This window comes from Pseudomonas fortuita, assembly GCF_026898135.2.
Classification (GTDB): Bacteria; Pseudomonadota; Gammaproteobacteria; order Pseudomonadales; family Pseudomonadaceae; genus Aquipseudomonas; species Aquipseudomonas fortuita.
Map to the genome: position 1 here is coordinate 2,072,937 of NZ_CP114035.2, position 25,122 is coordinate 2,098,058.

Consider the following 25,122-nt stretch of genomic DNA (forward strand, 5'->3'; position numbering starts at 1 on the left):
GTCTGTACCGACACCTTTCCAACAATCCCAATATAAGGAACACCCCATGAACTTCCTTGATGGCCACCTGTTCACCGAGAACCAGCAGCCGTTGATCATCACCGCAGCGCCCTATGCGCCTTCCTGGGTGCCGTCCGACTTCCCCGAGGACATCCCGGTGACCATGGCCGAGCAGGTACAGAAGGCCGTGGATTGCTACAACGCCGGTGCCACGGTGCTCCACCTGCATGTGCGCGAGCTGGATGGCAAGGGCTCCAAGCGCCTGTCCAAGTTCAACGAGTTGATTGCCGGTGTGCGTGAAGCGGTACCGGAAATGATCATCCAGGTGGGGGGCTCGATCAGCTTTGCCCCCGAGACCGAAGGCGCTGCGGCCAAGTGGCTGAGCGACGATACTCGCCACATGCTGGCCGAGCTCGATCCCAAGCCCGATCAGGTCACGGTGACGGTCAACACCTCGCAGATGAACGTGGTCGAGCACTGGGGCTATCAGGATGTGCGCGGGACTTCGATGGAAGACCCGGCGGTGTACGAGGCCTACAAGGAAATGACCGTGCCCGCGCAGCCCGGCTGGGTCGAGGAGCACGTGCGCCGCCTTAGCGCCGCGGGTATCCAGAGTGCCTTCCAGTGCTACAACCTGAACAGTTTCGAGTCGGTCGAGCGCCTGATGCGCCGTGGCATCTACAAAGGCCCGCTGGTGATGAACTGGGTGGCCATCGGCGGCGGCATGGACGTGCCGAACATCTACAGCCTCGCCAACATCGTGCGGGCCGTGCCGGACGGCGCCGTGCTCACCGTGGAAAGCTCGATGCGCAACGTGCTGCCGATCAACATGATGGGCATCGCCATGGGCCTGCACGTGCGCTGCGGCATCGAGGACAACCTGTGGAACCAGGCGCAGACCGAGAAGATGTCCACGGTGCAGCAGATCGAGCAGCTGGTGCGCATGTCGCGCGAGTTCGGTCGGCCGATCGCCACCGCCAGGCAAGCCCGCGAAATCAGCAAGATCGGCGTGTTCTACGACACCGTCGAAGAAAGCCTGCAGGCCAATGGGTTCGCGCCAAACCGCAACGGTGGCCAGCAGGGCTTCTTGCGCAAGACGGCTGAAACCGCTGACGGCAACTGAGCATTGGTTGACGAGAGGTTTTGCGCTGGCTGAAGCTGTGCTCCAGGGATTGGAGCCAGCTGCTCGGCAACCTCAAACACTCAACCAAAGTGCCAGGGCCGCCAAGGTCACCAGCAGCACCGGCACGGTCAGCAGTACGCCGACCTTGAAGTAATACCCCCAGCCGATCACCACCCCTTTGCGCGCCAGCACATGCAGCCACAGCAACGTGGCCAGGCTGCCGATCGGGGTGATCTTCGGCCCCAGGTCGCAGCCGATGATATTGGCGTAGATCATCGCCTCGCGCACCACGCCCTGAGCTTCGCTGGCATGGATCGACAAGGCGCCGATCAGCACACTGGGCAGGTTGTTCATCAGTGACGAAAGCAGCGCTGCAATCAGCCCGGTGCCCAGCGTAGCCGCCCACAGCCCATGCCCGGCGAGCCAGTCCAGTACCCCGGCAAGGGCGTCGGTCAGGCCGGCATTGCGCAGCCCGTACACCACCAGGTACATCCCCAGTGAGAACACCACGATCTGCCACGGTGCTTCGCGCAGCACGCGGCGGGTTGAAATCACGTGGCCGCGGGCGGCCACGGCAAACAGCACGGCGGCGCAGGCCGAGGCCACGGCGCTGACCGGGATGCCCAGCGGCTCCAGCACGAACAGCGCGGCCAGCAACACCACCAGTACCACCCAACCCGCACGGAACGTGGCGCGATCGCGCACTGCCAGGGCAGGCAATTGCAGGTCGTCGGTGGCGTACCGCAGCGGGATGTCGCGGCGAAAATACAGCCACAGCACCAGCAGCGTGGCGGCTACCGCCACCAGGTTCACCGGCACCATCACGGCGGCGTAGGCGTTGAAGCCGAGCCCGAAGTAGTCCGCGGACACGATGTTGACCAGGTTCGATACCACCAACGGCAGGCTGGCGGTGTCGGCGATAAAACCGGCGCCCATCACGAAGGCCAGGGTTGCCGTGGGGGAAAAGCGCAGCGCCAGCAGCATCGACATGACGATGGGGGTGAGGATCAGGGCTGCGCCATCGTTGGCGAACAGCGCGGATACCGCTGCCCCCAGCAGCACCATGAAGGCAAACAGGCGACGCCCGTCGCCTCGGGCCCAACGCGCCACATGCAGCGCCGTCCAGGCGAAGAAACCGGCTTCGTCCAGCAACAGGCTGATGACGATCAGGGCGATGAAGGTGGCGGTGGCGTTCCAGATGATTGCCCAGACGGTGGGGATATCGTGCAGTGACACCACGCCGCACAGCAGGGCCAGAAGCGCACCGAAGGAGGCACTCCAGCCGACGCCAAGGCCTTTGGGTTGCCAGATGACCAGGGTCAGGGTGAACAGGAAAATCAGCGTGGCTGGGAGCATGAACAGATGGCTCGGGTTAGAGGAAGGCCAGTGTAGCCAGTGCAGCAGCCAATTACTGCAGCATGGCCAGGATTCTGTGTGAGCGGGAATACGGCGCTCTACCGCGCGCTTCAGCAAAGTTCGGTTACAAACATGTAAACTTCGTAAATACGATTTACTCTCATTTGCAATTCCCTATATTTACCACCCCTGTTGGCCACCAGACTGTGTTTGCGAGGCCGGTGGGCGAGGGCTCCCGGTTTGCGACAGGGATGTGCCGTTTCGCTCATGAATCGCAGGAGATGTACCCATGCAGTGCAGAACTTCACCCAACAGCCTGGCCCTGGCGTTCGTGGCGCTGGCGTCACCGGCCATGGTGGCCACCGCGGCCCAGGCTGAAGAGCAGCGTACGGGTGAGGTGCTGGAAGTGCCGGTTGCCGACAACGCGCTGGTGATTCAGGACACCCTGATCACCGCCGAGCGCGAGGCGCGTCAGGCCTTGGGTTCGTCGATCATCACCGCCGACGACATCAAGCGCCACCCGCCGTCCAATGACCTGTCCGATATCATCCGCCGCGAGCCCGGCGTCAACCTGACCGGCAACAGCGCCAGCGGCGCGCGCGGCAACAACCGCCAGATCGACCTGCGCGGCATGGGCCCGGAAAACACCCTGATCCTCATCGACGGCAAGCCCTCCAGCGCCCGCAACGCTGTGCGTTATGGCTGGAACGGTGACCGTGATACCCGTGGTGAAACCAACTGGGTGCCCGCCGAGGCCGTCGAGCGTATCGAGATCTTGCGTGGCCCAGCCGCCGCTCGCTACGGCTCCGGCGCCATGGGCGGGGTGGTGAATATCATCACCAAACGCCCCACCGACGAGCTCAAGGGCAGCGTCAGCCTGTTCACCCAGTTGCCGGAAGACGGTGCCGAGGGTGCCAGCCGGCGCGCCAACTTCAACCTCGGTGGCGGCCTCACCGATAACCTTGGTTTCCGGCTGTTCGGCGGCTTGGCCAAGTCTGACGCTGACGACCTCGATATCAACGCCAGCCACGCCAACAGCGCACTGGTTGCCGGGCGCGAGGGGGTGCGCAACAAGGACATCAACGGCCTGCTCAGCTGGAAGTTGAACGACGAGCACCGCTTCGAAGCCAGTGCCGGCTACAGCCGCCAAGGCAATATCTACGCGGGCGACACCATGAACAGCAACGGCGGCAGCGACGTCGCACTGATTTCCAGCCTGTATGGCCACGAAACCAACGTCATGCAGCGCAGCACCTACGACCTGACCCACCTGGGCGACTTCACCTGGGGTACCAGCAAGACCACACTGGCCTACGAATACGTGCGCAACTGGCGCCTCAACGAGGGTTTGGCTGGTGGCCCGGAAGGGGCGATCAACGACAGCGGCGCGGCGATGTCGCGGTTGCGTAACACGCGCTTGAACAGTGAGGTCAACTTGCCGTTCGCCCTGGGCAGCACCGAGCATGTGCTGACCCTGGGGGGCGAGTACCTGTACGAGTCGCTCAACGACCAAGGCTCGTTCCGTCCGCAGAGCTTCGACCCGAGTGGGTCGGGCAATGACGCGATCAGCGGTTTCGACCGCAGCGAATCGAAGATGACCGCCAGAAGCTACGCGTTGTTCGTCGAGGACAATATCGTCATCGGCGACACGACGGTGACGCCTGGCTTGCGTTTTGACCATCACGAGATGTTTGGCGACAACTTCAGCCCCAGCCTGAACCTGTCGCACAAGCTCACCGAGGCGCTGTCGGTCAAAGGCGGCATTGCTCGCGCCTACAAGGTGCCGAACCTGTACCAGTCCAACCCCAATTACCTGCTCTACAGCCGCGGCCAAGGTTGCAGTGTGGGGCAGACCAACTCCGGTGGTTGCTACCTGCAGGGTAACGCCGACCTCAAGCCGGAAATCAGCGTCAACAAGGAGATTGGCCTGCTGTACGACCGCGGCACCTGGCGTACCAGCGCCACCTACTTCCGCAATGACTACAAGAACAAGATCATCGGCGGTACCGATGTGCTCTATGCCATCAACAGCGGCCGCCGCGTGACCCAGTGGGAAAACGCCGGCAAGGCGCGGGTGGAAGGGATCGAAGGCAACGTCTTCATCGAGCTGACGCCGACCCTGGACTGGAACACCAACCTGACCTGGATGCTCGACAACGACAATCGCGAGACTGGCGAACCGCTGTCGGTGATCCCGGAATATACCGTCAACACCACCCTGGACTGGCGCGCCACCGAGCAGCTGTCGTTCCAGGTGGCGGGCACCTACTTTGGCAAGCAGAAATCGCCGACCTACAACTACCGCACCCAGCAAGACTACGACAAGGCCGCGCAGCAGGACGTCGAGGCCTATGGCCTGGTGGATGTGAGCGCCGGGTACAAGTTCAACGCCAACTACGACGTGCGGGTGGGCGTGAACAACGTGTTCGACAAGCAGATCCTGCGTGGCGGCAACGCCAGCAGTTCGGGGGCCAACACGTATAACCAGCCGGGCAGGGCGGTGTTTGCTGCGCTGAATATCAACTTCTGACAGCGGGGGCCGCTTCGCGGCCCGATCGAGACACGAGGCCGCTCCTGCAGGTACCGCACAGCCCTCGAATGCTGTGCGGGGCCTGTGGGAGCTGGCTTGCCGGCGATTGGGCTGCGCACAGCCCTGGCCTCATCACCGGACCTCAAGGAACCCTCCGATGATCAAAGCCCCTGCCTGGCTACAACTACTCTCTCGCAGCGCCGCCGCGTTGCTCGGCGGTTACGCCCTCAGCTACGCCGCCAGTGCCTGCCTGGCCCGCATCCTGCCGCTATCTGCCGCCGATGCGGTCATCGTCGCGACCCTGCCGGCGTTCATTTTTTACACCGTTGCCATCCTCTGGGCCTTCGCCTGCCGTGATGCCCTGCGCGCCTGGGCGCCGCTGGCACTGGCCGCGCCCTTTGCCCTGATCGGTTTCTGGCCCCAGGTAATGGAGCGGCTGACATGAAGAATACCTTCACCCAATCGATGGCCTGGCTGCATACCTGGGCCGGGCTGATCTTCGGCTGGCTGTTGTTCGCCATCTTCGTCACCGGCACCCTGGCGGTGTTCGACAAGGAGCTCAACCACTGGATGCAGCCGGAAATCCCGGCCACCCAGGTGCCCCAGGCCGACGCTGCCCGGCGCGCTATCAACTACCTGCAGGCCCATGAACCAGAAGCAGGCAACTGGGGCATCAGCCTGCCGAGCGAACGCGCGCCAGGGCTGCGCGTTTCTACCGGCGAGCGCCGCCACGGCGGTGGCGTGCAGCTCGACCCGCGCACCGGCGAGGCCATCGAGGTGCGTGACAGTGTCGGCGGCAACTTCTTCTTCCGCTTCCACTTCACCCTCGACCTGCCACGCAACTGGGGTATTTTCGTGGTCGGTGCGCTGGCGCTGGTGATGCTTGCGGCACTGGTGACCGGCATCGTCATCCACAAGAAGATCTTCAAGGAGTTCTTTACTTTCCGGCCGAACAAGGGCCAGCGCTCGTGGCTGGATTTCCACAACGCCAGCGCGGTGCTGTTGCTGCCGTTCCACCTGATGATCACCTACACCGGCCTGGTGATCTTCATGCTCATCTACATCCCCGCCGGGGTCGATGCGCTCTTTGCCGGCGACGCACGCGCCTACTTCCAGGCCCAAGGCAATGCCCGCGTGGAACAGCCCCGTGGCCTGGCCAGGCAGCCGGCCGCGCTGGTGGATGTAGCCCCGCTGTTGGCCCAGGCCGAGGCGCGGTTGGGGCCGATCGGCGGCTTGAACATCCGCAACCCGAACACGGCGGCGGCGCGCGTTGAAATCCGCCCCGAGCTGGGCAACCGGATTGCCCTGGCCAAGGGGCAGGCCATGGTCTTCGATGGCGTCAGCGGGCAACTGCTCAGCGACGTACCTGAGTGGCGCGCGGTGCCTTTGACCCAGCGGGTCATGGTCGGGCTGCACTTTGCCCAATTTGGCGGCTACCCGATGCGTTGGTTGTACTTCGTGTGCGGGCTGGTCAGCTGCCTGATGATCGCCAGCGGCCTGGTGCTGTTCTGCGTAAAGCGCGGGCGCAAGTATGTCAGTGCCACTGCCGATGCTTCGGCACGGCGCTGGTACCGGGTGGCCGAGGTGTGCAACGTGGGCTTCATCAGCGGTTTGCTACTGGCATGCGTCGGGCTGCTGTGGGCCAGCCGCTTGTTGCCGGTGGAACTGCTACAGCGGGAGAGCTGGGAAGTACGTGCGTTCTTTGGTGTATGGCTGCTGGCGCTGTTGCATGCGGGTGTCAGGCCGGCACGCCGTGCATGGGCCGAGCAACTGTTGCTGACGGCATTGCTGTGCATCGGCCTGGGTGCGTTTGGCGGCCTCGAAGACGCCATGCGCCTGGGCGTAGCGGCCTGTGCGTTGGTGCTGGGCGTGTTGATTGGGCTGGTGGCCTGGCGGGTGCGGCAAGTACAACCGGTGCAGCGCAAGGCCCGGGCAGGCCGGCAACAGGAGGCCGAGGCATGATGATGTGGATTGCAGGCGCAGTGCTGTTCGCTTATGCCGGTATGCTCGGGCTGTGCCAGGGGCTGGAGCGGCATTACAAACAGGTGTGGAATCGCACCTGCCCGCGCGTTTGGAGTATCAGCCTGCGCAGTGCCGGTTGGTTGGCGTTGCTGGCGAGCCTGACGCTGTGCGCCCAGTCCTGGGGCTGGGCCATGGGGCCGGTGGCCTGGTTCGGCGTGTTGTCGCTGGCGGGGTTGGTGCTGGTGATGTTACTGCCGTACTGGCCACGGCTGGCGGTGGGATTGGTGGGGGCGCTGCCGGTGTGGGGTTTGGCGCAGGTGGTTACCTATCTATGAACTGAGCGCGCCTACAAGGGATACGCGTTTGTGCGGGTGGCGACAATGTTGCAGCCAAACGCCTCGCAGCATGCTAAACCATGGGCCCCTGCCTGCTGCGAGAGAGCCCCGGTGAAAGCCGTCCGCCTGACCCTGATCTGCCATGCCCTGACCCAGGCCCAGAAGACCGGGCGCCTGCACCGTGCAGATGACGCCATCTTGCCGTTGACCCAAGAGCCCGACGCCATCGTGCCCGGCGTGCAAATGCTGACTGCGCCAGAACGGCGAGCCTGCGAGACGGCGGCGTGGTGGTCGGGGCCGGTGCAGATCGAGCCGGCATTGGCCGATTGCGACCTGGGGCGTTGGCAGGGTTTGCCGCTGAAGCAGTTGCAAACCGAACAACCGCAGGCGTTGGCGCAGTGGCTGCAGGACCCGGCCAGTGCGGTGCATGGGGGGGAATCTTTCGCGAGAGTATGCCAGCGTGTGGCCGCTTGGCTGGCGGCCTTCGACACGCCGGGTGAGTGGCTGGCAGTGACTCACCCGATGGTGATGCGCGCCGTGTTGGTAGAGGTGTTGGGGTGCCCGATGCAGGCTAGCCAGCGTGTCGACGTGCCGCCGCTTTCGCGCCTCGAGTTGAGCTTTACCGGGCAGTGGCGCCTGCGCCTGGGCTGAGGGTCAGAACGCCAGCTTGTAGCCGATCAGCAGCAGCATCGCCGCCAGGCACGGGCGCAGTACGCGGTCCGAGATCCGTCCGGTGAGGTGGCTGCCCAGGTAGATGCCCGGCAGCGAGCCCAGCAGCAGGTAGCCCAACAGCGACCAGTCCATGTTGCCCATGCCCGCGTGGCCCAGGCCTGCTACCAGGGTGAGCGGCACCGCGTGAGCGATTTCCGTACCGACCAGGCGGCGGGTGACCAGAAACGGGTACAGCAGGAACAGCGCCACGGTGCCCAGGGCGCCAGCACCGATGGAGGTGAGGGTGACCATAACCCCCAGCACCACGCCGGTGACTACGGTGAGGGTGTTCAGGCTGCGGTCGCTGAGGTGATAGTGGTCACTGGCATGGCGGCTGGCAAAGGCCTGCAGACGCGATTTGAACAGAATGGCCAGCGCGGTGAGGATCAGCACCACTGCCAGGCCTTGCTTGATGATGGCGTTAAGCGCCGAGGTGTCGGTGTGCAGGGTGCTGAGGAACCACAGGGTCAGTGCTGCGGCGGGCACGCTGCCCAGGCTGAGCAGCCCGGTGATCTTCCAGTCGATGTTCTTGTGGCGCGCATGCACCCAGACGCCACTGGCCTTGGTGATGGCTGCATAGAGCAGGTCCGTACCAACGGCCGTAGCCGGGTTGATGCCAAACCACAACAGGATCGGGGTCATCAGCGAGCCGCCACCGACGCCGGTCATGCCGACGATGAAACCCACGACCAGGCCCGCAATGGTGAAACCGAAAGAACCTACATCCATACGCTACTCGACTGCCCATCTTTGCCCGTTATCGGATGCAGCCAGCATATAGATTTTTTTATAGCCAAATAGACTTGTTCGTTATTAGGTTATAACCGGCATGTGTTCAGGCCCCGGGCGAACGCTTGCCCGGGGTTGCAGATAAAATCGTCGAACTGGCGCCCGTTCGCGGGCGATAATCCGGGCTTGGACCGGAGCCGATCAGTGCGGCATGGCGAGGGTCGGCCTGTCACCTTGCCGGCGCAGCGCCCCCACCTTCCCCGGCCCGTTTCCAGCAACCTCGAAAGGAGCATCCCATGAGCAATGACATCCAGCGTTTCCCCAGTAGCCTGCCGTTTCCGTTTTCCCGTGCAGTGAAGGCCGGGGGGTTTCTGTTCCTCTCCGGCCAGGTGCCGATGAGCGCCAGTGGTGAAGTAGTGCGCGGTGATATCCAGGCCCAGACCCGCGCAGCCTGCGAGCGCATCGCCGAAAGCCTGGCGGCCTGCGACGCGCGCTTCGATCAAGTGGTCAAGGCCACGGTTTGGCTGTCGGACATGAGCCACTTTGCCGGTTTCAACGAGGTCTACAAGGAGTTTTTTGGCGCGGCGCTGCCAGTGCGTTCGACTGTGGCCTCGGCGTTGGCGCTGGGGGTGGATGTGGAAATTGAAGTGCAGGCGTTTGTCGGCGAAGCCTGACCGAGCTGAGTCCCTTGCAAATCAATAACCCATTTTTTCTAAGAGGCGGCAACAGGCAGTGGCTGTTGCCGTCTATGACATGGCTTAGATCCTGAAGCTGCCTACCAGCTGCTTCAAGCGGCCAGCCTGTTGAGCCAGTTGATCGCAGTGCAGCAGTGTCTCGTTCAGGTTCTCGACGCCTTGCTGGTTCAGGGCGTTGATCTGGGTGATGTCCAGGTTGAGGCTCTCGACTACGGCAGTCTGCTCTTCGGTGGCGGTCGCCACCGACTGGTTCATGCCATCGATTTCGCCAATACGCTGGGTCACGCTGGCCAGGCGTTCGCCGGCCTGGTTGGCCACCTGCACGGTCTGCTCGCTCGAAACCTGGCTGGTGTTCATGGTGTGCACCGCTTCGCGCGAGCCTACCTGCAGGCTGGTGATCATGCGGTGGATCTCTTCGGCCGATTCCTGGGTGCGGTGTGCCAGGTTGCGCACTTCGTCGGCCACCACGGCAAAACCACGGCCGGCCTCACCGGCACGGGCGGCCTCGATCGCGGCGTTCAGTGCCAGCAGGTTGGTCTGCTGCGAGATGCCCTTGATCACATCGAGGATCTTGCCGATTTCGTCGGTGCTGGCGTTAAGCGTTTCGATCTGCGCGCAGGACTCGCTGATGCGCTGGGACAGGGCGGTCATGGCGCTGATCGCTTCCTCGACCACTGCACGCCCGCCGTGGGCCTGCTCGCTGGCGCCGCTGGCATGCTGCGAGGCATCGGCGGCGTTACGGGCGATTTCCTGGGTGGCAGCCCCCAGTTCGTTGATGGCCGCGGCCACACTGTTGGTGCGCATACTCTGTTCTTCAGAACCGCTGATTGACGCGTTGGACGCGCTGACCACTTTTTCCGACAGGTCATGCACCAGGCGGGTGGCCGAGGACACTTCGCTGATGGAGGCATGGATGCGTTCGACAAAGCGGTTGAACGAGGTGGCCAGCTCGCCGAATTCGTCCTTGTTTTGCACGGTCAGGCGGCGGGTCAGGTCGCCTTCACCTTCGGCGATGTCGCGCATGGCGCGGCCCATGGTGGTCAGCGGGCGCATCAGCACCGGGATCAGCAGGCCCAGCAGGCCGGCGATGGCAGCCACGGCAATGAGCATGGCGATGATCGCCGAGGTGCGGAATTGGCTGAGCGCCGCGTAAGCCTTGTCTTTATCGATGGACAGGCCGATGTACCACTGTGCCGACGGCAGGCCGGCCACCGGGGCGAAGGAAATGATGCGGTCCTGGCCGTTGAGGATGACATCCTGCATGCCGGCGGCAACCCGCAGGTTGCTGCCCGGATAGATGTCCTTGAGGTTCTTCATCACCTGGTCTTTGTCGGGGCTGACAATCACCTGGCCGTTGGCGTCGGCCAGGAAGGCGTGGCCGATGCCGCCGAAATCGACCGAGTTGATGATCTCGACCAGCGTGTCCAAAGTCACGTCGCCACCGACCACACCCATCAGTTCACCATCGCCCTTGCGCTTCACCGGGGTGGCGATGGTCACCATCAGGCCACCGACAGCGCCTTGGTAGGGGGCTGTCAGCACAGTCTGCCCGGCGCTGGCGGCGGCGCCGTACCACGGGCGCTGGCGAGGGTCGTAACCGGCAGGCATCTGGGTATCCGGGCGCTGGGTGAACACACCGTTGGCCTGGCCCAGGTAGGTGAACAGGAAATTGCGCGTGTAGGAAGGCTGCTCGATCAGCCCGGCCAGGGTCTCGCCGGTGCCTTGCTGGCCGATATCCTGGGCCAGGTTTTCCAGCACCAGGATGCGCCCGCTCATCCAGTTTTGCACGCTGCTGGCAGTCAGTGCGCCGGATTGCTGTACCGAGGCTTCGATGTTCTGGCGGATCGTGTTGCGTTGCAGGTAGTCGTTGTAGAGCGTGAACAGGGCAAATGCCAGGACCACGACGCCGCAGGCGCTGAGCAGGATCTTGTGGCGAAATTTCAGGTTCATGTTTCGAGACCTTGAGCCAATGAGGGGAGGGCGCAGCACGCTCATGACGCGATGCGGTGCCTGTCGACCGAGATATCGGCTCAAGGGGTAAAAGATTGAAGCACTTACAGTAATTTCTTCTGGGCGTTTCGACAGACGGCAGTCACTGATTCGTCAGCTGTTCGATCAACAGCCGTGCGGCCTGCTGCAGCGGTTGTTGTTTGCGCCACAAAATGTGTACCGGCAACTGCAACTCGTTGCGGGTATTGCGAAAATCCAGGCGTACCAAGCGCCCGTTGGCCAGCCGCGGCGCGACCCGTGACAGTGGCAGGTCGCCCCAGCCCAGGCCGGCTTCCACCATTTGCAACGCCAGGTCGAAGCTGTCGGTGGACCAGTGTGTGGCGCCGATCAGCGGGCGCGGGTCAGCCAGCGGCAGGTCGCGGCTGCGCACCAGAATCTGACGCACCCGGGTCAGGTCTTCGAGGTAGTGAATGCGCCCCTCGCGCAAGGCCGGGTGGGTGGGCGACAGCGTGGCCACCAGCGACTCCACGCCGATGTGCTGGAAGCTTCGGCGGGCATCGACCTGCAGGCCGGCAAAGGCCACGCAGAGGTCGGCCCGCCCGCTGTCCAGCAAGTGCAGGGCTTCTTCCTGCGGGGCGCTGAGCAGGGCGATATCCAGCAACGGGTGGCGCTCGCCCAGGCTGGCGATGGCCGCCAGCAACGGGCGGTGGTCGATGTCTGGCACAACGGCCACGCTCAGGCTGCTTTCCAACCCCTGGGACAGCTCCAGGGCATGCACTTGTAGCAGCCCCAGTTGTTCGGCAATCAGCCTGGCGTGTGGCTCCAGGGCCAAAGCCTTTGCGGTAGGGCGAACCTCACGTGAGCCGCGCTCGAACAGGCTGTAGCCCAGCTCGGCCTCAAGATTGCCGATGGCCATGCTCACGGCCGAAGGCACCCGCTGGAGGGCGCGTGCGGCGGCGGAAAACGAGCCGCGGTCGAGTACGGCAAGAAACAGCTGGATGTTGTCGCTGGAAAAATTCATGGCAGCCTCCTGTCAGTAGATCTGACAGCCGCTGACTTTTGCTGTCAAGCATGATGACGCATGATCGCGCCCCATCGCTTTTGTCATTGGAGTAATCCCGATGCAGGGACTAAAACGCAAACTGGTCTACGTGACTTTCTATGAGCTGATCGGGCTGTGCATGTCGACCCTCGGCCTGGCCTACCTGTCGGACACCCAGGCGTCGCATACCGGGCCACTGGCGGTCATGATCACCACCATCGCCATGCTCTGGAACCTGATTTACAACACCCTGTTCGAGTACTGGGAGAGCCGCCAGGCCAGGCGCGGGCGCAGCGTGGCGCGCCGAGTGGCGCATGCCATCGGTTTCCAGCTGACCTTGGTGGTGTACCTGATCCCGCTGATTGCCTGGTGGCTGGACATGACGCTGATGGAGGCGTTGCTGGTCGATATGGCGTTCATCATTCTGGTGCCGTGCTACACCTTCGCCTACAACTGGGCGTTCGACCGGGTCTTTGGGCTGCCACGTTCTGCCATGGCTGCTGCTTGATCCAGCCTGTACCCACTAAGGCGGCAGGCGGATGATCAAAGGTTCTTGCTGCTGCTTTACCTGCTGTTCCACCGGTTGTTCAACTGGCCGTGGTGCGCTGGCGAGCAAGCTGTCCTCAACCTGCCCCGACAGGTAATACACCCCCGCCATTGCCCCGCTCTGGCGGTTCTCCATCAACTCCTGCCATTCCTGGTTCAGTGCCACGTTGAGGATCACCCGCAACTGCTCGACCATCTGCGGCTGTTCGCGGTCATGGGTCATCATGCCGTAGCCGGCCGCGGCGATTGAAATCATCGCTCCTGCCACTTTGCCGACTGCTGATGCGACGGCGCTGGCGATGCCGCGTGGGGCCAGGGTAGCGCCGAGCTTGTCGCTCGCCTGGGTGGCCACCGAATTAAGCCCGACATCGGTTCTCCCGGGGCCCTTGCTGGCCAGTTGATGAAGGTGCTGGCGCATGGCTTGCCAGGCCGGCTGCTGGTCCAGCGGCTTGGCCCGTAGCAGTTGATACAGGCTGGCATTGCGGGCATCCGGTGGCCCCAGGGCGATGGCGGGGATGCGGTTGAGGCGCTGGCTGAGCTGCTCGGGCGGCGCGTTGTAGCGGCTGATGATGGCTGGCAGTTGCTGGCCGAACAGTTGCAGGTACAGCTCGCAGGCCCGGTCACGGATGCCCTCGGGGTTGATCTGTTCGGCCACCGGCTCGATCACCCGCACGTGGTATTGCTCCTGCAGGTACAGGGCCAGGCGCTTTTCTGCCGGCTCCCGGCCTGTGCCACTGTCGAGTTTGTACCAGGCCACCTTGAGGGTCAGCCACTGTTGGGTCCAGTAGCCGGTGAACCAGGGGATGAAGTCACTTTCGGTGCGCTGTTGTACCTGTTCCCGCCACACCCGCATGGAGCGCCGTGCATAGTCATTGGCCGAGCCGGCTGCGCCGACCGAGGCGTCGATCAATTCCTGATCGATGCGTTGCCAGGTGGCCGGGGTGAGCACCGCAGGGGGCGGCGGGGCTGGTGGGCGCTTGCCCGCGCAACCGGTGAGGGCCAGCAGAAGGCACAGCAACAGAAGGATTCGAGAACTCACGCGGCCGCCTCCCTGGTAGAGGCTGGGGTGGTTCTCGCAGTATAGGGCCGGGTGAGTGGGGTTGCTGTGCAGCCCATCGCCCGGTCATCGCGGTCCTACAGGGACCGCGTCAGCATGAGCGGCTAGTTCAGGTCGAGCTTTTGTTCCAGGCGGTCCAGGTGCTTGTGCATCAGCCCAAGCGCCGCCTCGGCATCGCCTTGCTCCACGGCATCGATGATCGCCGCATGTTCTTGCCAGGCGCAGTGGTCGCAGCACGGCGATTCGTAGCGGGCAATGATTAGCGAGGTCATTGGAACCAGGCCGTTGAGAAACCGCGCCAGTGGCGCATTGGCTGCCACCTGCGCCAGTTTGAGGTGAAACTCGCCGCCCAGGCGGATTGCCGCGCACCGTTCGCCGCTTTCATGGTGCTGGCGTTCGCGTTCCACCAGTTGCCGCAGCTGGCGCACCTGCGCCGGCCGAGCGCGTTGGGCGGCCAAGGTGATCAGCGTGGTTTCGGCCAGGCGTCTGGCACTGAGTACCTGGCGCGCCTGGTCCGGGTCGGGCGCCGCCAGGTGCGCGGTGTGGCTGGGCCGCTGCACCACCACCTGCTGGTCGGACAGGCGCCCAAGCACACGGCGTATCACGGTGCGGCTGACGCCAAAGGCATGGCCCAGCGCCTGCTCGGGCAACAGGGCGCCCGGTGGCAGGCGCTGTTCGAGAATGGCGTCGAACAGCCGAGGGTAGATTTGCTCGGCCGACAGACGGGTTTCGCCAGCAGCCAGCAGGGCTGGCAGGTGGGGGGCGGCATTCATGGTCGCTCTCCTGGGGTCATGGGCGCGGGTGTTCGTCCGGGATGTTCAGCGGGATGCCCATGCGTTGGCCTTCGGCCAGAATGTGCTGGCGCATTTGGGCGCTGGCCTGGGCACTGTTGCGTTCGCGAATGGCGCGTACCACGGCTTCGTTTTCCTTGAGCCGTGCTGCCAGGTGTTCGGGCGAATTGCGCAGCATGTCGGCACTTTGCTTCAAGGCATTACCGGTCTGTTGCACCACGCTCTGGAAGATCGGGTTGGTGGTCAGGGTGAACAGCGCCTCATGGAAAGCGATGTAGGCTTTTACCCCGGCTTCGCTGTCATCGGCCTCCAGCGCTTCACGCATGTCCATCAAGGTGAGGCGCAACTGGCCGACGTCCTGGCTATTGGCCGACTGCGCCACCAGCCCGACGATGAAAGGCTCGAGGGTGTAGCGCAGCTCCAGCACATCGGCCAGGCTGGCCGCAGCACCGGTGTCCATGCCCTGTTCCTGAGTGACGGCGTCGGCATCCAGCACCAGGACGCCCTTGCCCGGCAGCGAGCGCACCAGGCCCAAGGTTTCCAGTACGGTCACCGCTTCGCGCAGGCTGGGCCGGCTGATGCCCAGCTGTTCGGCCAGCTCGCGCTGGCCCGGCAGCATGTCGCCGGTGCGCCATTGGCCCCGGGCCAGGGCCTGGCGCAGTTTTTCCACCACTGAGTTGACGACGGTCGATGAGCTGATCACGGTTCGCTCCTGCAAGGGCCGGCGTCATCGCCGGCCACTTTCGGTCAAAATTCCTGTTGATGGTGCGTATTGGGCTGTTTGCGCGGGGTTGGGGTAAAGCCGAGCTTGCCGTCGAGCACGTTCTGCGCGCGTTCCAGGTCAATATCCTTTTCCCAGCGGGCGATGGCCACGGTGGCCACGCAGTTGCCAATCAGGTTGGTCAGCGCCCGGCCGATGCCCATGAACCAGTCCACCGCCAGCACCAGCACCAGGCCTACCACCGGGATTGCCGGCACGGCAGTCAGGGTGGCGGCGAGGATCACCAGTGCCGAGCCTGGGATGCCATGAGCCCCCTTGGAAGTCACCAGCGACACCAGCAGGATGGTCAGCAGGTCGGTCATTTCCAGCGGCGTGCCGGTCGCGTTGGCGATGAACACGATGGCCAAGGTCAGGTAGATGGAGAAACCGTCGAGGTTGAACGAGTAGCCGGTGGGGATCACCAGGCCGACCGTGGAACTGCCAATGCCCAGGTGCTCCAGCTTGCGCATGATCTGGGGAAGCACAGCGTCGGAAGACGCGGTACCAAGGACGATGGTCAGCTCCTCTCGCAGGTACTTGATCAACGGCAGCAGTTTCAGCCCCGACAGGCGCATCACCGTACCCAGCACAATCAGCACGAAGCCGGCGCAGGTCAGGTAGAACAATGCCACCAAGCCGCCCAGGTGTTGCAGCGATTCCAGGCCGTACTTGCTGGTGGTAAAGGCGATGGCGCCGAATACGCCGATGGGGGCCAGGCGTACGATCATGCCCATGATGCGGAAGATCACATGGCTCAGCTCGTTGATAAGCCGCGAGATACCGGCGGCCGAGTCACCTACCAGGTTCAGTGCACTACCGAACAGCACCGAGAACAGCAATACCTGAAGAATGTTGTTGTCGGCGAAGGCACCTACCACGGAGGTGGGGATCAGGTCCATGAAGAACGCCGTGGCGCCATGGATGTGCTGGCCGCGCTCGGCCAGGCCATTGGCATCGGCGCTGGATAACTGGTCCAGGTGGATGTTGGCACCGCTGCCGATGCCACTGCTGAAAGCGAACACCAGACCGATCACCAGCGCCAGAGTGGTCAGCACTTCAAAGTAGATCACCGACTTCAGGCCGATGCGTCCGACCTTTTTCAGGTCGCCCGCGCCCGAGATGCCGCTCACCACCACACAGAACACGATCAGGCCGATGAGCATCTTGATCAGCTTGATGAACCCGTCGCCGAGGGGTTTGAGTTGCAGGGAAAGGTCGGGAAAACTGAGACCGCAGGCGATGCCGAGGGCAAGGCCGAGCACGACTTGCAGGAATATCGAACGCGAGCACCATTTGAGCATGGGGGGAGTCTCTGATCGGTGTCCTTGCTTCGGTAGCCGCACGGGGCGAAAGAGCGCAGGACTTAATTATTGTGGTCTTACCGGTTTGTTCAGCGCGAAGCCATAAAAGCGCGAAAAATCCGACATTGCAAGGGTTTTTGGCCTTACCGGTCTGACCAGTTATGGGGCACTCTGGCTTGCCAGGCTCTAGTTCGGTGCGCGCCATGCAGGTGGCTCGTACGAAATTGTGCAGGGCTTGACCAGCGCCTCAAGGGCTTTGCAATCAGCTTGCCAAGCCCAGCCAAGGGCCTTGAATAATAGATAACGCCATGATCCGTAAGGTTTATTTGCTTTATGTGTTGGGGCTCGTAGAATCCGCGCCTGACTGGGCAGTCACCAAGCAGGTGTTTGCGGGATTATTTATCCCGCAAAACGCTCGGTAGCAGCCGCCTGGCACCCCCCATGAATGGAGTCTCACTGTGCGTCTCAACTTGCCGGTAACCCCGGTCGAGCAACGTTTTCCCTCTGATCAGCGGCTCATTTCCGCTACCGATACCGCCAGCCTGATCACCTATTGCAACCCCGAATTCGCCGCCATCAGCGGCTACAGCGACGCTGAACTGATCGGCAGCCCGCACAACCTGGTGCGCCACCCGGACATGCCGCCGGCGGTGTACGAACTGATGTGGCGCTACCTGAAGGCTGGCAAGAGCTGGATGGGTATCGTCAAGAATCGCTGCCGCAACGGCGACTACTACTGGGTCAACGCCTATGTCACGCCGATTCTCGAAGGTGGGCGGGTGGTGGGCTATGAGTCGGTAAGGGTGTGCCCCACGCGTGAGCAGGTGGCACGCGCCGAGGCCCTGTATGCGCGGATGCGTGCCGGCCAGGCGGCACTGTCGGTACCGCGCCGGCTGAGCATGCTGGTGCAGGCCTTGGCCTTGCCACTGGCCGGCGGGCTGCTGGCGCTGGGCGCCAACCAGCTGTGGCCTGGCCTGGTGGGGCAGGGGCTGACCGTGGGGTTGTTCCTGGCCTACGGGCTGTGGGCGCACAACGCCATCGGACGCCGGATGCAACAGGTGGTCGAGGGTGCCGAAGGTACCTTCGCCGACCCGGTCGCGGCCTTGACCTACAGCGACCTGCCTGGCGCTGCCGGGCAACTGCAACTGATGCTGATCAGCGAAGAAGCGCGCCTGAAAACCGCGTTGACGCGGTTGAGCGACCTGGCCGGGCAAATGGCCGTGGCGGCCCACGATGCCGGGCAGTTGTCACGCAGCACTGAGGCGGCGTCGCTGGAGCAGCGCGCAGAAACCGATCTGAGTGCCACAGCGATGAACCAGATGGCGGCCTCCATCGGTGAAGTGGCCAACCACGTGCACTTGACTGCTGCCGAAGCCCGCACTGCGCACCAGTTGGCCGAACAGGGTAGCCAGGTGGCCGATGCCAGTGGCGCGGCGATTCGCACCTTGGCCAGCACCGTAACCCAGATCAACCAGGCGGTCAGCCACCTGGCCGGTCAGACCGGTGCCATCGCCGAAGCTGCCGGGATGATCCGCGGTATTGCCGAACAGACCAACCTGCTGGCCCTCAACGCAGCCATTGAAGCTGCGCGTGCGGGCGAACAAGGCCGTGGTTTCGCCGTGGTTGCCGACGAGGTACGTGCACTGGCTGACAAGACCCGCCAGTCAACACTGCACATCCAGGCCATCATCGACACCTTGCGCACTGGCGCCGAGGAGGCCGTGGCCATTGCCAGCCAAGGCATCATTGGCGCCGAGCAAGGTGTTGCTCAGGTCCAGGAAGCCCGGCAGGCATTGCATGGCATTCGTGACGCGGTGCAGCGTATCAGTGACATGAGCCAGCAGATGGCGACCGCCTCGCAGCAGCAGTCGGCGGTGGCAGAAGACGTTTCGCGGCAGATCAACGGCGTAGCCGGAATTGCCCAGCATAGCGCTCACAGCGCCAACGCCGCCGCCTCGCGCGGCGCCGAACTGGAACAGGTGTGCGCCGGATTGCGCGCCCTGGTGGAGCGCTTCAACCGCTAAGGCAGGATGCTTTATGGATGATAACTATCGCGCGGCCGTAGATGCGGCCGCGATCTTTTCCGAAACCGACCTGCGTGGGAACATCACCTACGTCAACCAGCAGTTCTGCAGCATCTCGGGCTACAGCCGTGAGGAGCTGCTGGGCGCCAACCACCGCATCCTCAACTCCGGCCTGCACGAGCCGGCGTTCTTTGTCGGCATGTGGCGCGCCCTCGCCGCCGGGCGGGTGTGGAAGGGGGAGATCTGCAACCGGTCCAGAGACGGTTCGCTGTATTGGGTCGACAGCACAATGGTGCCACTGGTCGATCCGCTGACTGGCCAGGTGCGCAAGTATGTGTCGATCCGCTTTGACGTCACCGAGAAGCGCCAGTTGCTGCATACCTTGCAGTGGCGGGTGGGTCACGATGTGCTGACGGGCCTGCCCAACCGTGCCTACCTCTCCGACCTGCTGAACCAGGCCTTGGCCTACTCACGCCGCGAAGACATCTCGCTGGCGGTGTGCATGCTCGACCTGGATGGCTTCAAGGCGGTCAACGACGGTTACGGGCATGCCGTGGGCGACCTGCTGCTGGTGGAAGTGGCGCAGCGCTTGAAGGGTATCCTGCGAGGGGGTGATGCCGTGGCCCGGTTGTCGGGTGACGAGTTTGTGCTGATCCTGCGCCATGTTGATGATGAGCGCCAGCTGCATGCAGCCCTGAGGCGGGTGTTGCGGGCATTGGCGGCGCCCTGTGTGGTACGTGAACACACGCTGTCGCTCAGCGCCAGTATTGGCGTGACCCTGTACCCGCAGGATGACGAAGATGCCGATACGCTGGTACGCCACGCCGACCAGGCCATGTATCTGGCCAAGCAGCGCGGGCGCAACCGCTATCACCTGTTCGACGTATCGCAGGAGCAGGAGCTCAAGGCTACCCACCAGACGGTGGCGCGGGTGCGACGGGCACTGACCGACCGCGAGCTGTGCCTGTATTACCAGCCCAAGGTGAACCTGCGCAGTGGTCAGGTGCTGGGCTTCGAGGGCTTGCTGCGCTGGCAGCGGCCTGGCCGGGGCGTGGTGCCGCCCGGCGACTTTTTGCCTTGGGTTGAGCAGACCGACCTGATCGTTGAAATCGGCGAGTGGGTGATCGGCCAGGCGCTGAGTCAGTTGCAGGCCTGGGGGCGGCAGGGGCAGCCTTGGTCATTGAGTGTGAATATTGCGGCGCGGCATTTACAGCGCAGTGACTTTACCGAGCGGCTGCAGCAGCTGTTGGCAGAGTACCCGGAGGTGAACCCGTCCCGGCTTGACCTGGAAATCGTCGAGTCAGTGGCCATCGACAACCTGCAGCACGTCAGCCGCTGCCTGGATGCCTGTCGTGCACTGGGCGTGCGCTTTTCGCTGGACGATTTCGGCACCGGCTATTCGTCGTTGAGTTACCTGAAACGCTTGCCCACCCAGACGATCAAGATCGATCAGTCGTTCGTGCGCGACATCCTGCACGACCAGGACGACCTTGCGCTGACCGCCGCCGTCATCGGCCTGGCGCGAGCCTTCGGTCGCGAGGTGGTAGCCGAAGGGCTGGAGAGTGTGGAGCACGGCAGGGTGCTGATGGGCCTGGGCTGCGAGCTGGCGCAAGGTTATTGCATTGCCAGGCCGATGCCGGCCGGCGAAGTGCAAGCCTGGGCGCAGGCCTACCGGCAGCCGGTGCAGTGGCGCCAGCCCTGAGCGGCCACCCGCGGAGGGTGGTAAAGACTCAGGCCTGCCAGCGTGCTGCCAGCGCATTGCTTATGGGCAAAAAAAACGGCACCTGCCAGAGGTGCCGTTTTCACATCACGTACTGTTACTTATGCAGCTCTTCCGCCGCATACAGCGTGTTTTCCAGCAGGCAGGCCCGGGTCATCGGCCCGACGCCACCCGGCACCGGGGTGATCCAGCCAGCGCGCGGCAGGGCGGTCTCGTAGACCACGTCGCCCACCAGCTTGCCGTCTTCCTGGCGGTTGATGCCCACGTCAATGACGATGGCGCCTTCCTTGACCCACTCCCCCTTGACCAGGCCCGGCTTGCCGGCAGCCACAACCACCAGGTCGGCACGCCCGACATGGCCGGCCAGGTCCTTGGTGAAGCGGTGGCAGACGGTCACGGTGCAGCCGGCCAGCAGCAGCTCCATGGCCATCGGGCGACCCACGATGTTGGAGGCGCCGACGATGACCGCATCCATGCCGTACAGGTCCTGACCAGTGCTTTCCAGCAGGGTCATGATGCCTTTCGGTGTGCATGGGCGCAGCAGCGGGATGCGTTGGGCCAGGCGGCCTACGTTGTACGGGTGGAAGCCGTCCACGTCCTTGTCCGGGCGAATGCGCTCGAGCAGCAGCGAGGCGTCCAGGTGCTCCGGCAGCGGCAGTTGCAGCAGGATGCCATCTACGGCCGGGTCGTCGTTGAGGCGATCGATCAGCTCGGTCAGGGCCTGCTGCGAAGTGTCGCTGGGCAGGTCGAATGCCTGCGAAATGAAACCGACCTCTTCGCAGTCCTTGCGCTTGTGCGAGACATAGACTTGCGAGGCGGGGTCGGTGCCGACCAGGATCACTGCCAGGCCCGGCGTACGCAGGCCTTGCTGGCGACGCTCCACGACACGTTGAGCGATCTGCTTGCGCAGGCTGGCGGCGATCGCCTTGCCATCGATTAGGTGTGCAGTCATAGACGCGTGATTAACCATCGAGAAGGAAACAATAAAGAACGCGTATTCTCGCACGACACGCGCCAAGGGCAAAGGCGGGTGGTCGGGCAAATCCCCTAACCCCTTAAATAATTTAAATTTTTTTGAAAAAGGTGTTGACGACTTTCGGGGTCGCCTATAAGATTCGCCGCACTTGTCGGGCACAGCCTAGCACTGGTTGGCTAAGTCGGGCAGAATGAGTGGTTTAGCAGTTACCTGTTAATGACTTGTTCGGTTAGGCTTCAAGCTTAAGCGCCCGTAGCTCAGCTGGATAGAGCATCCGCCTTCTAAGCGGATGGTCGCAGGTTCGAGTCCTGCCGGGTGCGCCATTAGGCAGCTTGGGCAAGCAAGTAAAGTTGTAATGCAATATGGTGGGCGTAGCTCAGTTGGTAGAGCGCTGGATTGTGATTCCAGTTGTCGTGGGTTCGATTCCCATCGTCCACCCCATATTCTTCAAAGGCGCCTCGATAGCTTCTGGCGCCTTTGTTTTAAGCGTTACGCGGACGTGGTGAAATTGGTAGACACACTGGATTTAGGTTCCAGCGGCGCAAGCTGTAAGAGTTCGAGTCTCTTCGTCCGCACCATGCTTCTGTAAAGCTGTACCGCAACATCGCAAGACCGCAATATGGTGGGCGTAGCTCAGTTGGTAGAGCGCTGGATTGTGATTCCAGTTGTCGTGGGTTCGATTCCCATCGTCCACCCCATATTTCAGAAAAGGCGCCTTGATCGTGAGATCGGGCGCCTTTTTGTTTTGGCGCTGTGCGTGCCTTCCATGCGCTGAAAATGTCGTGGCGAACGCCCTCACCGTCAATTCACATCCGCCCCCTTGCAATCCTCTAGTGGCATCCCAATAAAAGCTGTTAGATTTCAGCCGGTTGAAACACCGGTCTTTTGGCCGGCAGAGGAACAGCCGAATGATCGCAAAAGAATCCCGTCAGGCCCTGGCGCTACAGCGCTTCGCAGAGGCCAACCCGCAGTTGCTCGAGGAGATCCGCGAGCTGGATGCGCGCGAGCAGGCCCAGCAAATCGAGTGGGCGTTCGAGGACGCGGCCGAGGAGCAGGGCGTTCAGCCCTGGGAATTGGCGCTGCAATTGATTGCCGAAACCCCGGAGCAGCTGCAGGCCATGCGCCTGGAGACGCACCGCGAGGTGGCCGAGGCGCTGGGGATGGAGTGGGAAGAATATTGCCAGTTCAACGAAATCGAACCTGAATAAAGGCAGCGATTTCGCCACTGGCAGTTGTTTGACAAGGTATTTCGGCTACAGGGCGCTACGGGCGCCGTGCGGCCCCTATTGGAAGCAGGCCTGGCGGTATGCCGTGCGGGCCATGAAAGTTAATCGACCGGCGTGGTTTCCCGTCGTCCCGAGTGGGGTGACTTCTGCTGCGCGACTCACTAGAATGCTTGCCCTTGATTCTGGAGTCGGGCTAACGCCGGCTAACGTCTGTGCAACGAGGAATATCCATGCAAGTTTCTGTTGAAAACACTTCCGCTCTCGAGCGCCGCATGACCATCGCCGTTCCGGCCGAGCGCGTCGAGAACGAAGTCAACAAGCGTCTGCAGCAGACTGCCAAGCGCGCCAAGATTGCGGGCTTCCGTCCTGGTAAAGTGCCGATGAACGTGATCCGTCAGCGTTTCGAAGCTGACGCCCGTCAAGAGGCTTTCGGTGACCTGGTCCAGGCATCCTTCTACGAAGCCATCGTCGAGCAGAAGCTGAACCCGGCCGGCGCCCCCGCTGTAGAGCCGAAGTCCTTCGAAAAGGGCAAGGACCTGGAATTCGTCGCCATCTTCGAAGTGTTCCCGGAGTTCACCGTTGCCGGCCTCGAGTCGATCAGCGTCGAGCGCCTGAGCGCCGAAGTGGCTGACGCCGACCTGGACAACATGCTGGAAGTGCTGCGCAAGCAGAACACCCGTTTCGAGGCTGTCGAGCGCGCCGCGCAGAACGACGACCAGGTCAACATCGACTTCGTCGGCAAGGTCGACGGTGAAGTGTTCGCGGGTGGTTCGGCCAAGGGCACTCCGCTGGTGCTGGGTTCCGGCCGCATGATCCCGGGCTTCGAAGAAGGCCTGGTTGGCGCCAAGGCTGGCGAAGAGCGCGTTGTCAACGTGACCTTCCCAGAGGACTATCAGAACCTGGACCTGGCTGGCAAGGCTGCCGAGTTCACCATCACCGTCAACAGCGTTGCCGCCCCTGTGCTGCCAGAGCTGAACGAAGAGTTCTTCGCCCAGTTCGGGATCAAAGAGTCGACCCTGGAAGGCTTCCGCACCGAAGTTCGCAAGAACATGGAGCGTGAACTGCGCCAAGCGATCAAGACCAAGGTGAAGAACCAGGTCATGGACGGTCTGCTGGCCGCCAACCCGATCGAAGTGCCAAAGGCTTTGCTGGAAAACGAAGTCAACCGTCTGCGCGTGCAGGCCGTTCAGCAGTTCGGTGGCAACATCAAGCCTGAGCAGCTGCCAGTTGAGCTGTTCGAAGAGCAAGCCAAGCGCCGCGTAGTGCTGGGCCTGATCGTGGCCGAAGTGGTCAAGCAGTTCGAGCTGAAGCCTGATGACGCCAAGGTTCGCGAGATGATCGAAGAAATGGCTTCGGCTTACCAAGAGCCTGAGCAGGTCATCGCCTGGTACTACAAGAACGACCAGCAGATGAACGAAGTCCGTTCGGTTGTGCTGGAAGAGCAAGTTGTAGATACTGTCCTGCAGAAAGCGACTGTGACCGACAAGTCGGTCTCGTACGAAGAAGCCGTAAAACCAGCTGAGGCACCTGCCGCTGCTGAGTAACGGGCTTCTCTCGTAGGAAACCCCCACAAGCCAGCCTTCGAGCTGGCTTGTGCGTATTCAAGCCATGACTATTTGGGAGTGAGCGCAGGACATGTCCCGCAATTCTTATATTCAGCAGAGCTCTGACATCCAGGCCGCAGGCGGCCTGGTCCCGATGGTTATCGAGCAGTCCGCCCGTGGCGAACGTGCCTACGACATTTACTCGCGCCTGTTGAAGGAGCGAGTGATCTTCCTGGTCGGTCCTGTAGAAGACTACATGGCCAACCTGGTAGTGGCGCAGATGCTGTTCCTGGAAGCGGAAAACCCGGACAAGGATATCCATCTTTACATCAACTCCCCAGGCGGCTCGGTGACTGCTGGCATGTCGATCTACGACACCATGCAATTCATCAAGCCGGATGTCTCGACCATCTGCATCGGCCAGGCCTGCAGCATGGGTGCCTTCCTGTTGACCGCCGGTGCCAAGGGCAAGCGTCATTGCCTGCCTAACTCGCGGGTGATGATTCACCAGCCGCTGGGCGGCTTCCAGGGCCAGGCTACCGACATCCAGATCCACGCCCAGGAAATCCTCAGCATCAAGGCGCGTCTCAACGAGCTGCTGGCCTATCACACCGGCCAGGACCTCGAGACCATCCAGCGTGACACTGAGCGTGACAACTTCATGAGCGCCTCGCGCGCGGCCGAGTACGGCCTGATCGACTCGGTCTACGACAAGCGGCAACTGGCCTCCTGAACCGGGGCGCC

21 protein-coding genes, 4 tRNA genes and 2 pseudogenes are annotated in these 25,122 nt (G+C 62.9%); 18 read left to right on the forward strand and 9 right to left on the reverse strand.

Features of this window, described 5'->3' with window-relative positions; genetic code table 11:
- Positions 1–46 precede the first annotated feature (46 nt).
- Entirely contained in the window at positions 47–1,123 is a 1,077-nt protein-coding gene (locus tag OZ911_RS09550) for a beta-keto acid cleavage family enzyme (protein ID WP_016485864.1), read from the forward strand.
- 72 nt (positions 1,124–1,195) lie between these two features.
- Here the strand turns inward: OZ911_RS09550 and OZ911_RS09555 are convergent, their stop codons facing one another.
- A complete protein-coding gene (locus tag OZ911_RS09555; RefSeq protein ID WP_070086480.1) occupies positions 1,196–2,479 on the reverse strand; it encodes an arsenic transporter in 1,284 nt (427 codons plus the stop codon).
- A gap of 289 nt (positions 2,480–2,768) precedes the next feature.
- Between OZ911_RS09555 and OZ911_RS09560 the strand changes: the two genes are divergently transcribed.
- The 5 genes from OZ911_RS09560 to OZ911_RS09580 all read left to right on the forward strand — a co-directional run bounded on the left by OZ911_RS09560 (position 2,769) and on the right by OZ911_RS09580 (position 7,957).
- On the forward strand, positions 2,769–5,009 hold the full coding sequence (locus OZ911_RS09560) for a TonB-dependent siderophore receptor (protein ID WP_023047826.1): 2,241 nt from the start codon (positions 2,769–2,771) through the stop codon (positions 5,007–5,009).
- Between the two features lie 157 nt (positions 5,010–5,166).
- Positions 5,167–5,454 (forward strand): hypothetical protein, encoded by a 288-nt coding sequence (locus OZ911_RS09565; protein WP_023047827.1) that lies wholly within the window; start codon positions 5,167–5,169, stop codon positions 5,452–5,454.
- Positions 5,451–6,971, forward strand: coding sequence for a PepSY-associated TM helix domain-containing protein (locus OZ911_RS09570; RefSeq protein WP_070086479.1), 1,521 nt, complete (start codon positions 5,451–5,453; stop codon positions 6,969–6,971). Before OZ911_RS09565 ends, OZ911_RS09570 begins: the two co-directional genes overlap by 4 nt.
- A complete protein-coding gene (locus OZ911_RS09575; protein ID WP_023047828.1) occupies positions 6,968–7,306 on the forward strand; it encodes a DUF3325 domain-containing protein in 339 nt (112 codons plus the stop codon). The genes OZ911_RS09570 and OZ911_RS09575 overlap by 4 nt, the downstream gene beginning before the upstream one ends.
- Before the next feature lie 111 nt (positions 7,307–7,417).
- On the forward strand, positions 7,418–7,957 hold the full coding sequence (locus OZ911_RS09580) for a histidine phosphatase family protein (RefSeq protein ID WP_023047829.1): 540 nt from the start codon (positions 7,418–7,420) through the stop codon (positions 7,955–7,957).
- A 3-nt stretch (positions 7,958–7,960) separates the two neighbouring features.
- Here the strand turns inward: OZ911_RS09580 and OZ911_RS09585 are convergent, their stop codons facing one another.
- The gene (locus OZ911_RS09585) at positions 7,961–8,746 is read right to left on the reverse strand and encodes a sulfite exporter TauE/SafE family protein (protein WP_016485871.1); all 786 of its coding nucleotides are present in this window, start codon (positions 8,744–8,746) and stop codon (positions 7,961–7,963) included.
- Between the two features lie 296 nt (positions 8,747–9,042).
- On the opposite strand from OZ911_RS09585, the gene OZ911_RS09590 reads away from it, so the two are divergent.
- The gene (locus OZ911_RS09590; protein WP_023047830.1) at positions 9,043–9,420 is read left to right on the forward strand and encodes a RidA family protein; all 378 of its coding nucleotides are present in this window, start codon (positions 9,043–9,045) and stop codon (positions 9,418–9,420) included.
- Positions 9,421–9,504: 84 nt separating this feature from the next.
- On the opposite strand, the gene mcpA is transcribed toward OZ911_RS09590, so the two are convergent.
- Both mcpA and OZ911_RS09600 read right to left on the reverse strand, forming a co-directional pair.
- Positions 9,505–11,391 carry a methyl-accepting chemotaxis protein McpA gene (gene mcpA / locus OZ911_RS09595; RefSeq protein WP_023047831.1) on the reverse strand — a complete coding sequence of 629 codons (1,887 nt, stop codon included), beginning with the start codon at positions 11,389–11,391 and terminating at the stop codon, positions 9,505–9,507.
- Positions 11,392–11,533: 142 nt separating this feature from the next.
- Complete coding sequence (locus OZ911_RS09600; RefSeq protein WP_016485874.1) at positions 11,534–12,412, reverse strand: LysR family transcriptional regulator; 879 nt, start codon at positions 12,410–12,412, stop codon at positions 11,534–11,536.
- Positions 12,413–12,512: 100 nt separating this feature from the next.
- Here OZ911_RS09600 and OZ911_RS09605 point away from each other — a divergent pair, with 100 nt between their 5' ends.
- Positions 12,513–12,941, forward strand: a complete 429-nt coding sequence (locus OZ911_RS09605; RefSeq protein WP_016485875.1) for a PACE efflux transporter — start codon at positions 12,513–12,515, stop codon at positions 12,939–12,941.
- A gap of 15 nt (positions 12,942–12,956) precedes the next feature.
- On the opposite strand, the gene OZ911_RS09610 is transcribed toward OZ911_RS09605, so the two are convergent.
- The 4 genes from OZ911_RS09610 to OZ911_RS09625 form a co-directional block, all read right to left on the reverse strand.
- Positions 12,957–14,018, reverse strand: a complete 1,062-nt coding sequence (locus OZ911_RS09610; RefSeq protein WP_016485876.1) for a hypothetical protein — start codon at positions 14,016–14,018, stop codon at positions 12,957–12,959.
- Between the two features lie 122 nt (positions 14,019–14,140).
- Positions 14,141–14,809, reverse strand: a complete 669-nt coding sequence (locus OZ911_RS09615; protein WP_016485877.1) for a GntR family transcriptional regulator — start codon at positions 14,807–14,809, stop codon at positions 14,141–14,143.
- Positions 14,810–14,825: 16 nt separating this feature from the next.
- A complete protein-coding gene (locus OZ911_RS09620) occupies positions 14,826–15,530 on the reverse strand; it encodes a FadR/GntR family transcriptional regulator (protein ID WP_016485878.1) in 705 nt (234 codons plus the stop codon).
- 44 nt (positions 15,531–15,574) lie between these two features.
- Positions 15,575–16,888, reverse strand: a complete 1,314-nt coding sequence (locus OZ911_RS09625; protein WP_016485879.1) for a C4-dicarboxylate transporter DctA — start codon at positions 16,886–16,888, stop codon at positions 15,575–15,577.
- Positions 16,889–17,346: 458 nt separating this feature from the next.
- Here OZ911_RS09625 and OZ911_RS28955 point away from each other — a divergent pair.
- The 3 genes and pseudogenes from OZ911_RS28955 to OZ911_RS09635 form a co-directional block, all read left to right on the forward strand.
- Positions 17,347–17,628, forward strand: a pseudogene (locus tag OZ911_RS28955) (PAS domain-containing protein); the annotation flags it as partial.
- Between the two features lie 798 nt (positions 17,629–18,426).
- A pseudogene (locus OZ911_RS28960) lies at positions 18,427–18,912 on the forward strand (methyl-accepting chemotaxis protein); the annotation flags it as partial.
- 13 nt (positions 18,913–18,925) lie between these two features.
- On the forward strand, positions 18,926–20,614 hold the full coding sequence (locus OZ911_RS09635; RefSeq protein WP_016485881.1) for a putative bifunctional diguanylate cyclase/phosphodiesterase: 1,689 nt from the start codon (positions 18,926–18,928) through the stop codon (positions 20,612–20,614).
- Positions 20,615–20,729: 115 nt separating this feature from the next.
- Here the strand turns inward: OZ911_RS09635 and folD are convergent, their stop codons facing one another.
- Positions 20,730–21,584: a bifunctional methylenetetrahydrofolate dehydrogenase/methenyltetrahydrofolate cyclohydrolase FolD gene (folD, locus tag OZ911_RS09640; RefSeq protein WP_016485882.1), complete on the reverse strand. Its 855-nt coding sequence runs from the start codon at positions 21,582–21,584 to the stop codon at positions 20,730–20,732.
- A gap of 270 nt (positions 21,585–21,854) precedes the next feature.
- On the opposite strand from folD, the gene OZ911_RS09645 reads away from it, so the two are divergent.
- The 7 genes from OZ911_RS09645 to clpP all read left to right on the forward strand — a co-directional run bounded on the left by OZ911_RS09645 (position 21,855) and on the right by clpP (position 25,111).
- Positions 21,855–21,931: transfer RNA gene (locus OZ911_RS09645), tRNA-Arg, on the forward strand.
- A 42-nt stretch (positions 21,932–21,973) separates the two neighbouring features.
- Positions 21,974–22,049: transfer RNA gene (locus OZ911_RS09650), tRNA-His, on the forward strand.
- 52 nt (positions 22,050–22,101) lie between these two features.
- Positions 22,102–22,186, forward strand: a tRNA-Leu gene (locus OZ911_RS09655).
- 44 nt (positions 22,187–22,230) lie between these two features.
- Positions 22,231–22,306 (forward strand) — tRNA-His (locus tag OZ911_RS09660).
- 210 nt (positions 22,307–22,516) lie between these two features.
- On the forward strand, positions 22,517–22,816 hold the full coding sequence (locus tag OZ911_RS09665) for a DUF6388 family protein (protein ID WP_016485883.1): 300 nt from the start codon (positions 22,517–22,519) through the stop codon (positions 22,814–22,816).
- 248 nt (positions 22,817–23,064) lie between these two features.
- Positions 23,065–24,378, forward strand: coding sequence for a trigger factor (gene tig / locus OZ911_RS09670; protein WP_016485884.1), 1,314 nt, complete (start codon positions 23,065–23,067; stop codon positions 24,376–24,378).
- 91 nt (positions 24,379–24,469) lie between these two features.
- Positions 24,470–25,111, forward strand: coding sequence for an ATP-dependent Clp endopeptidase proteolytic subunit ClpP (gene clpP / locus OZ911_RS09675; RefSeq protein WP_012271562.1), 642 nt, complete (start codon positions 24,470–24,472; stop codon positions 25,109–25,111).
- Positions 25,112–25,122: the final 11 nt, after the last annotated feature.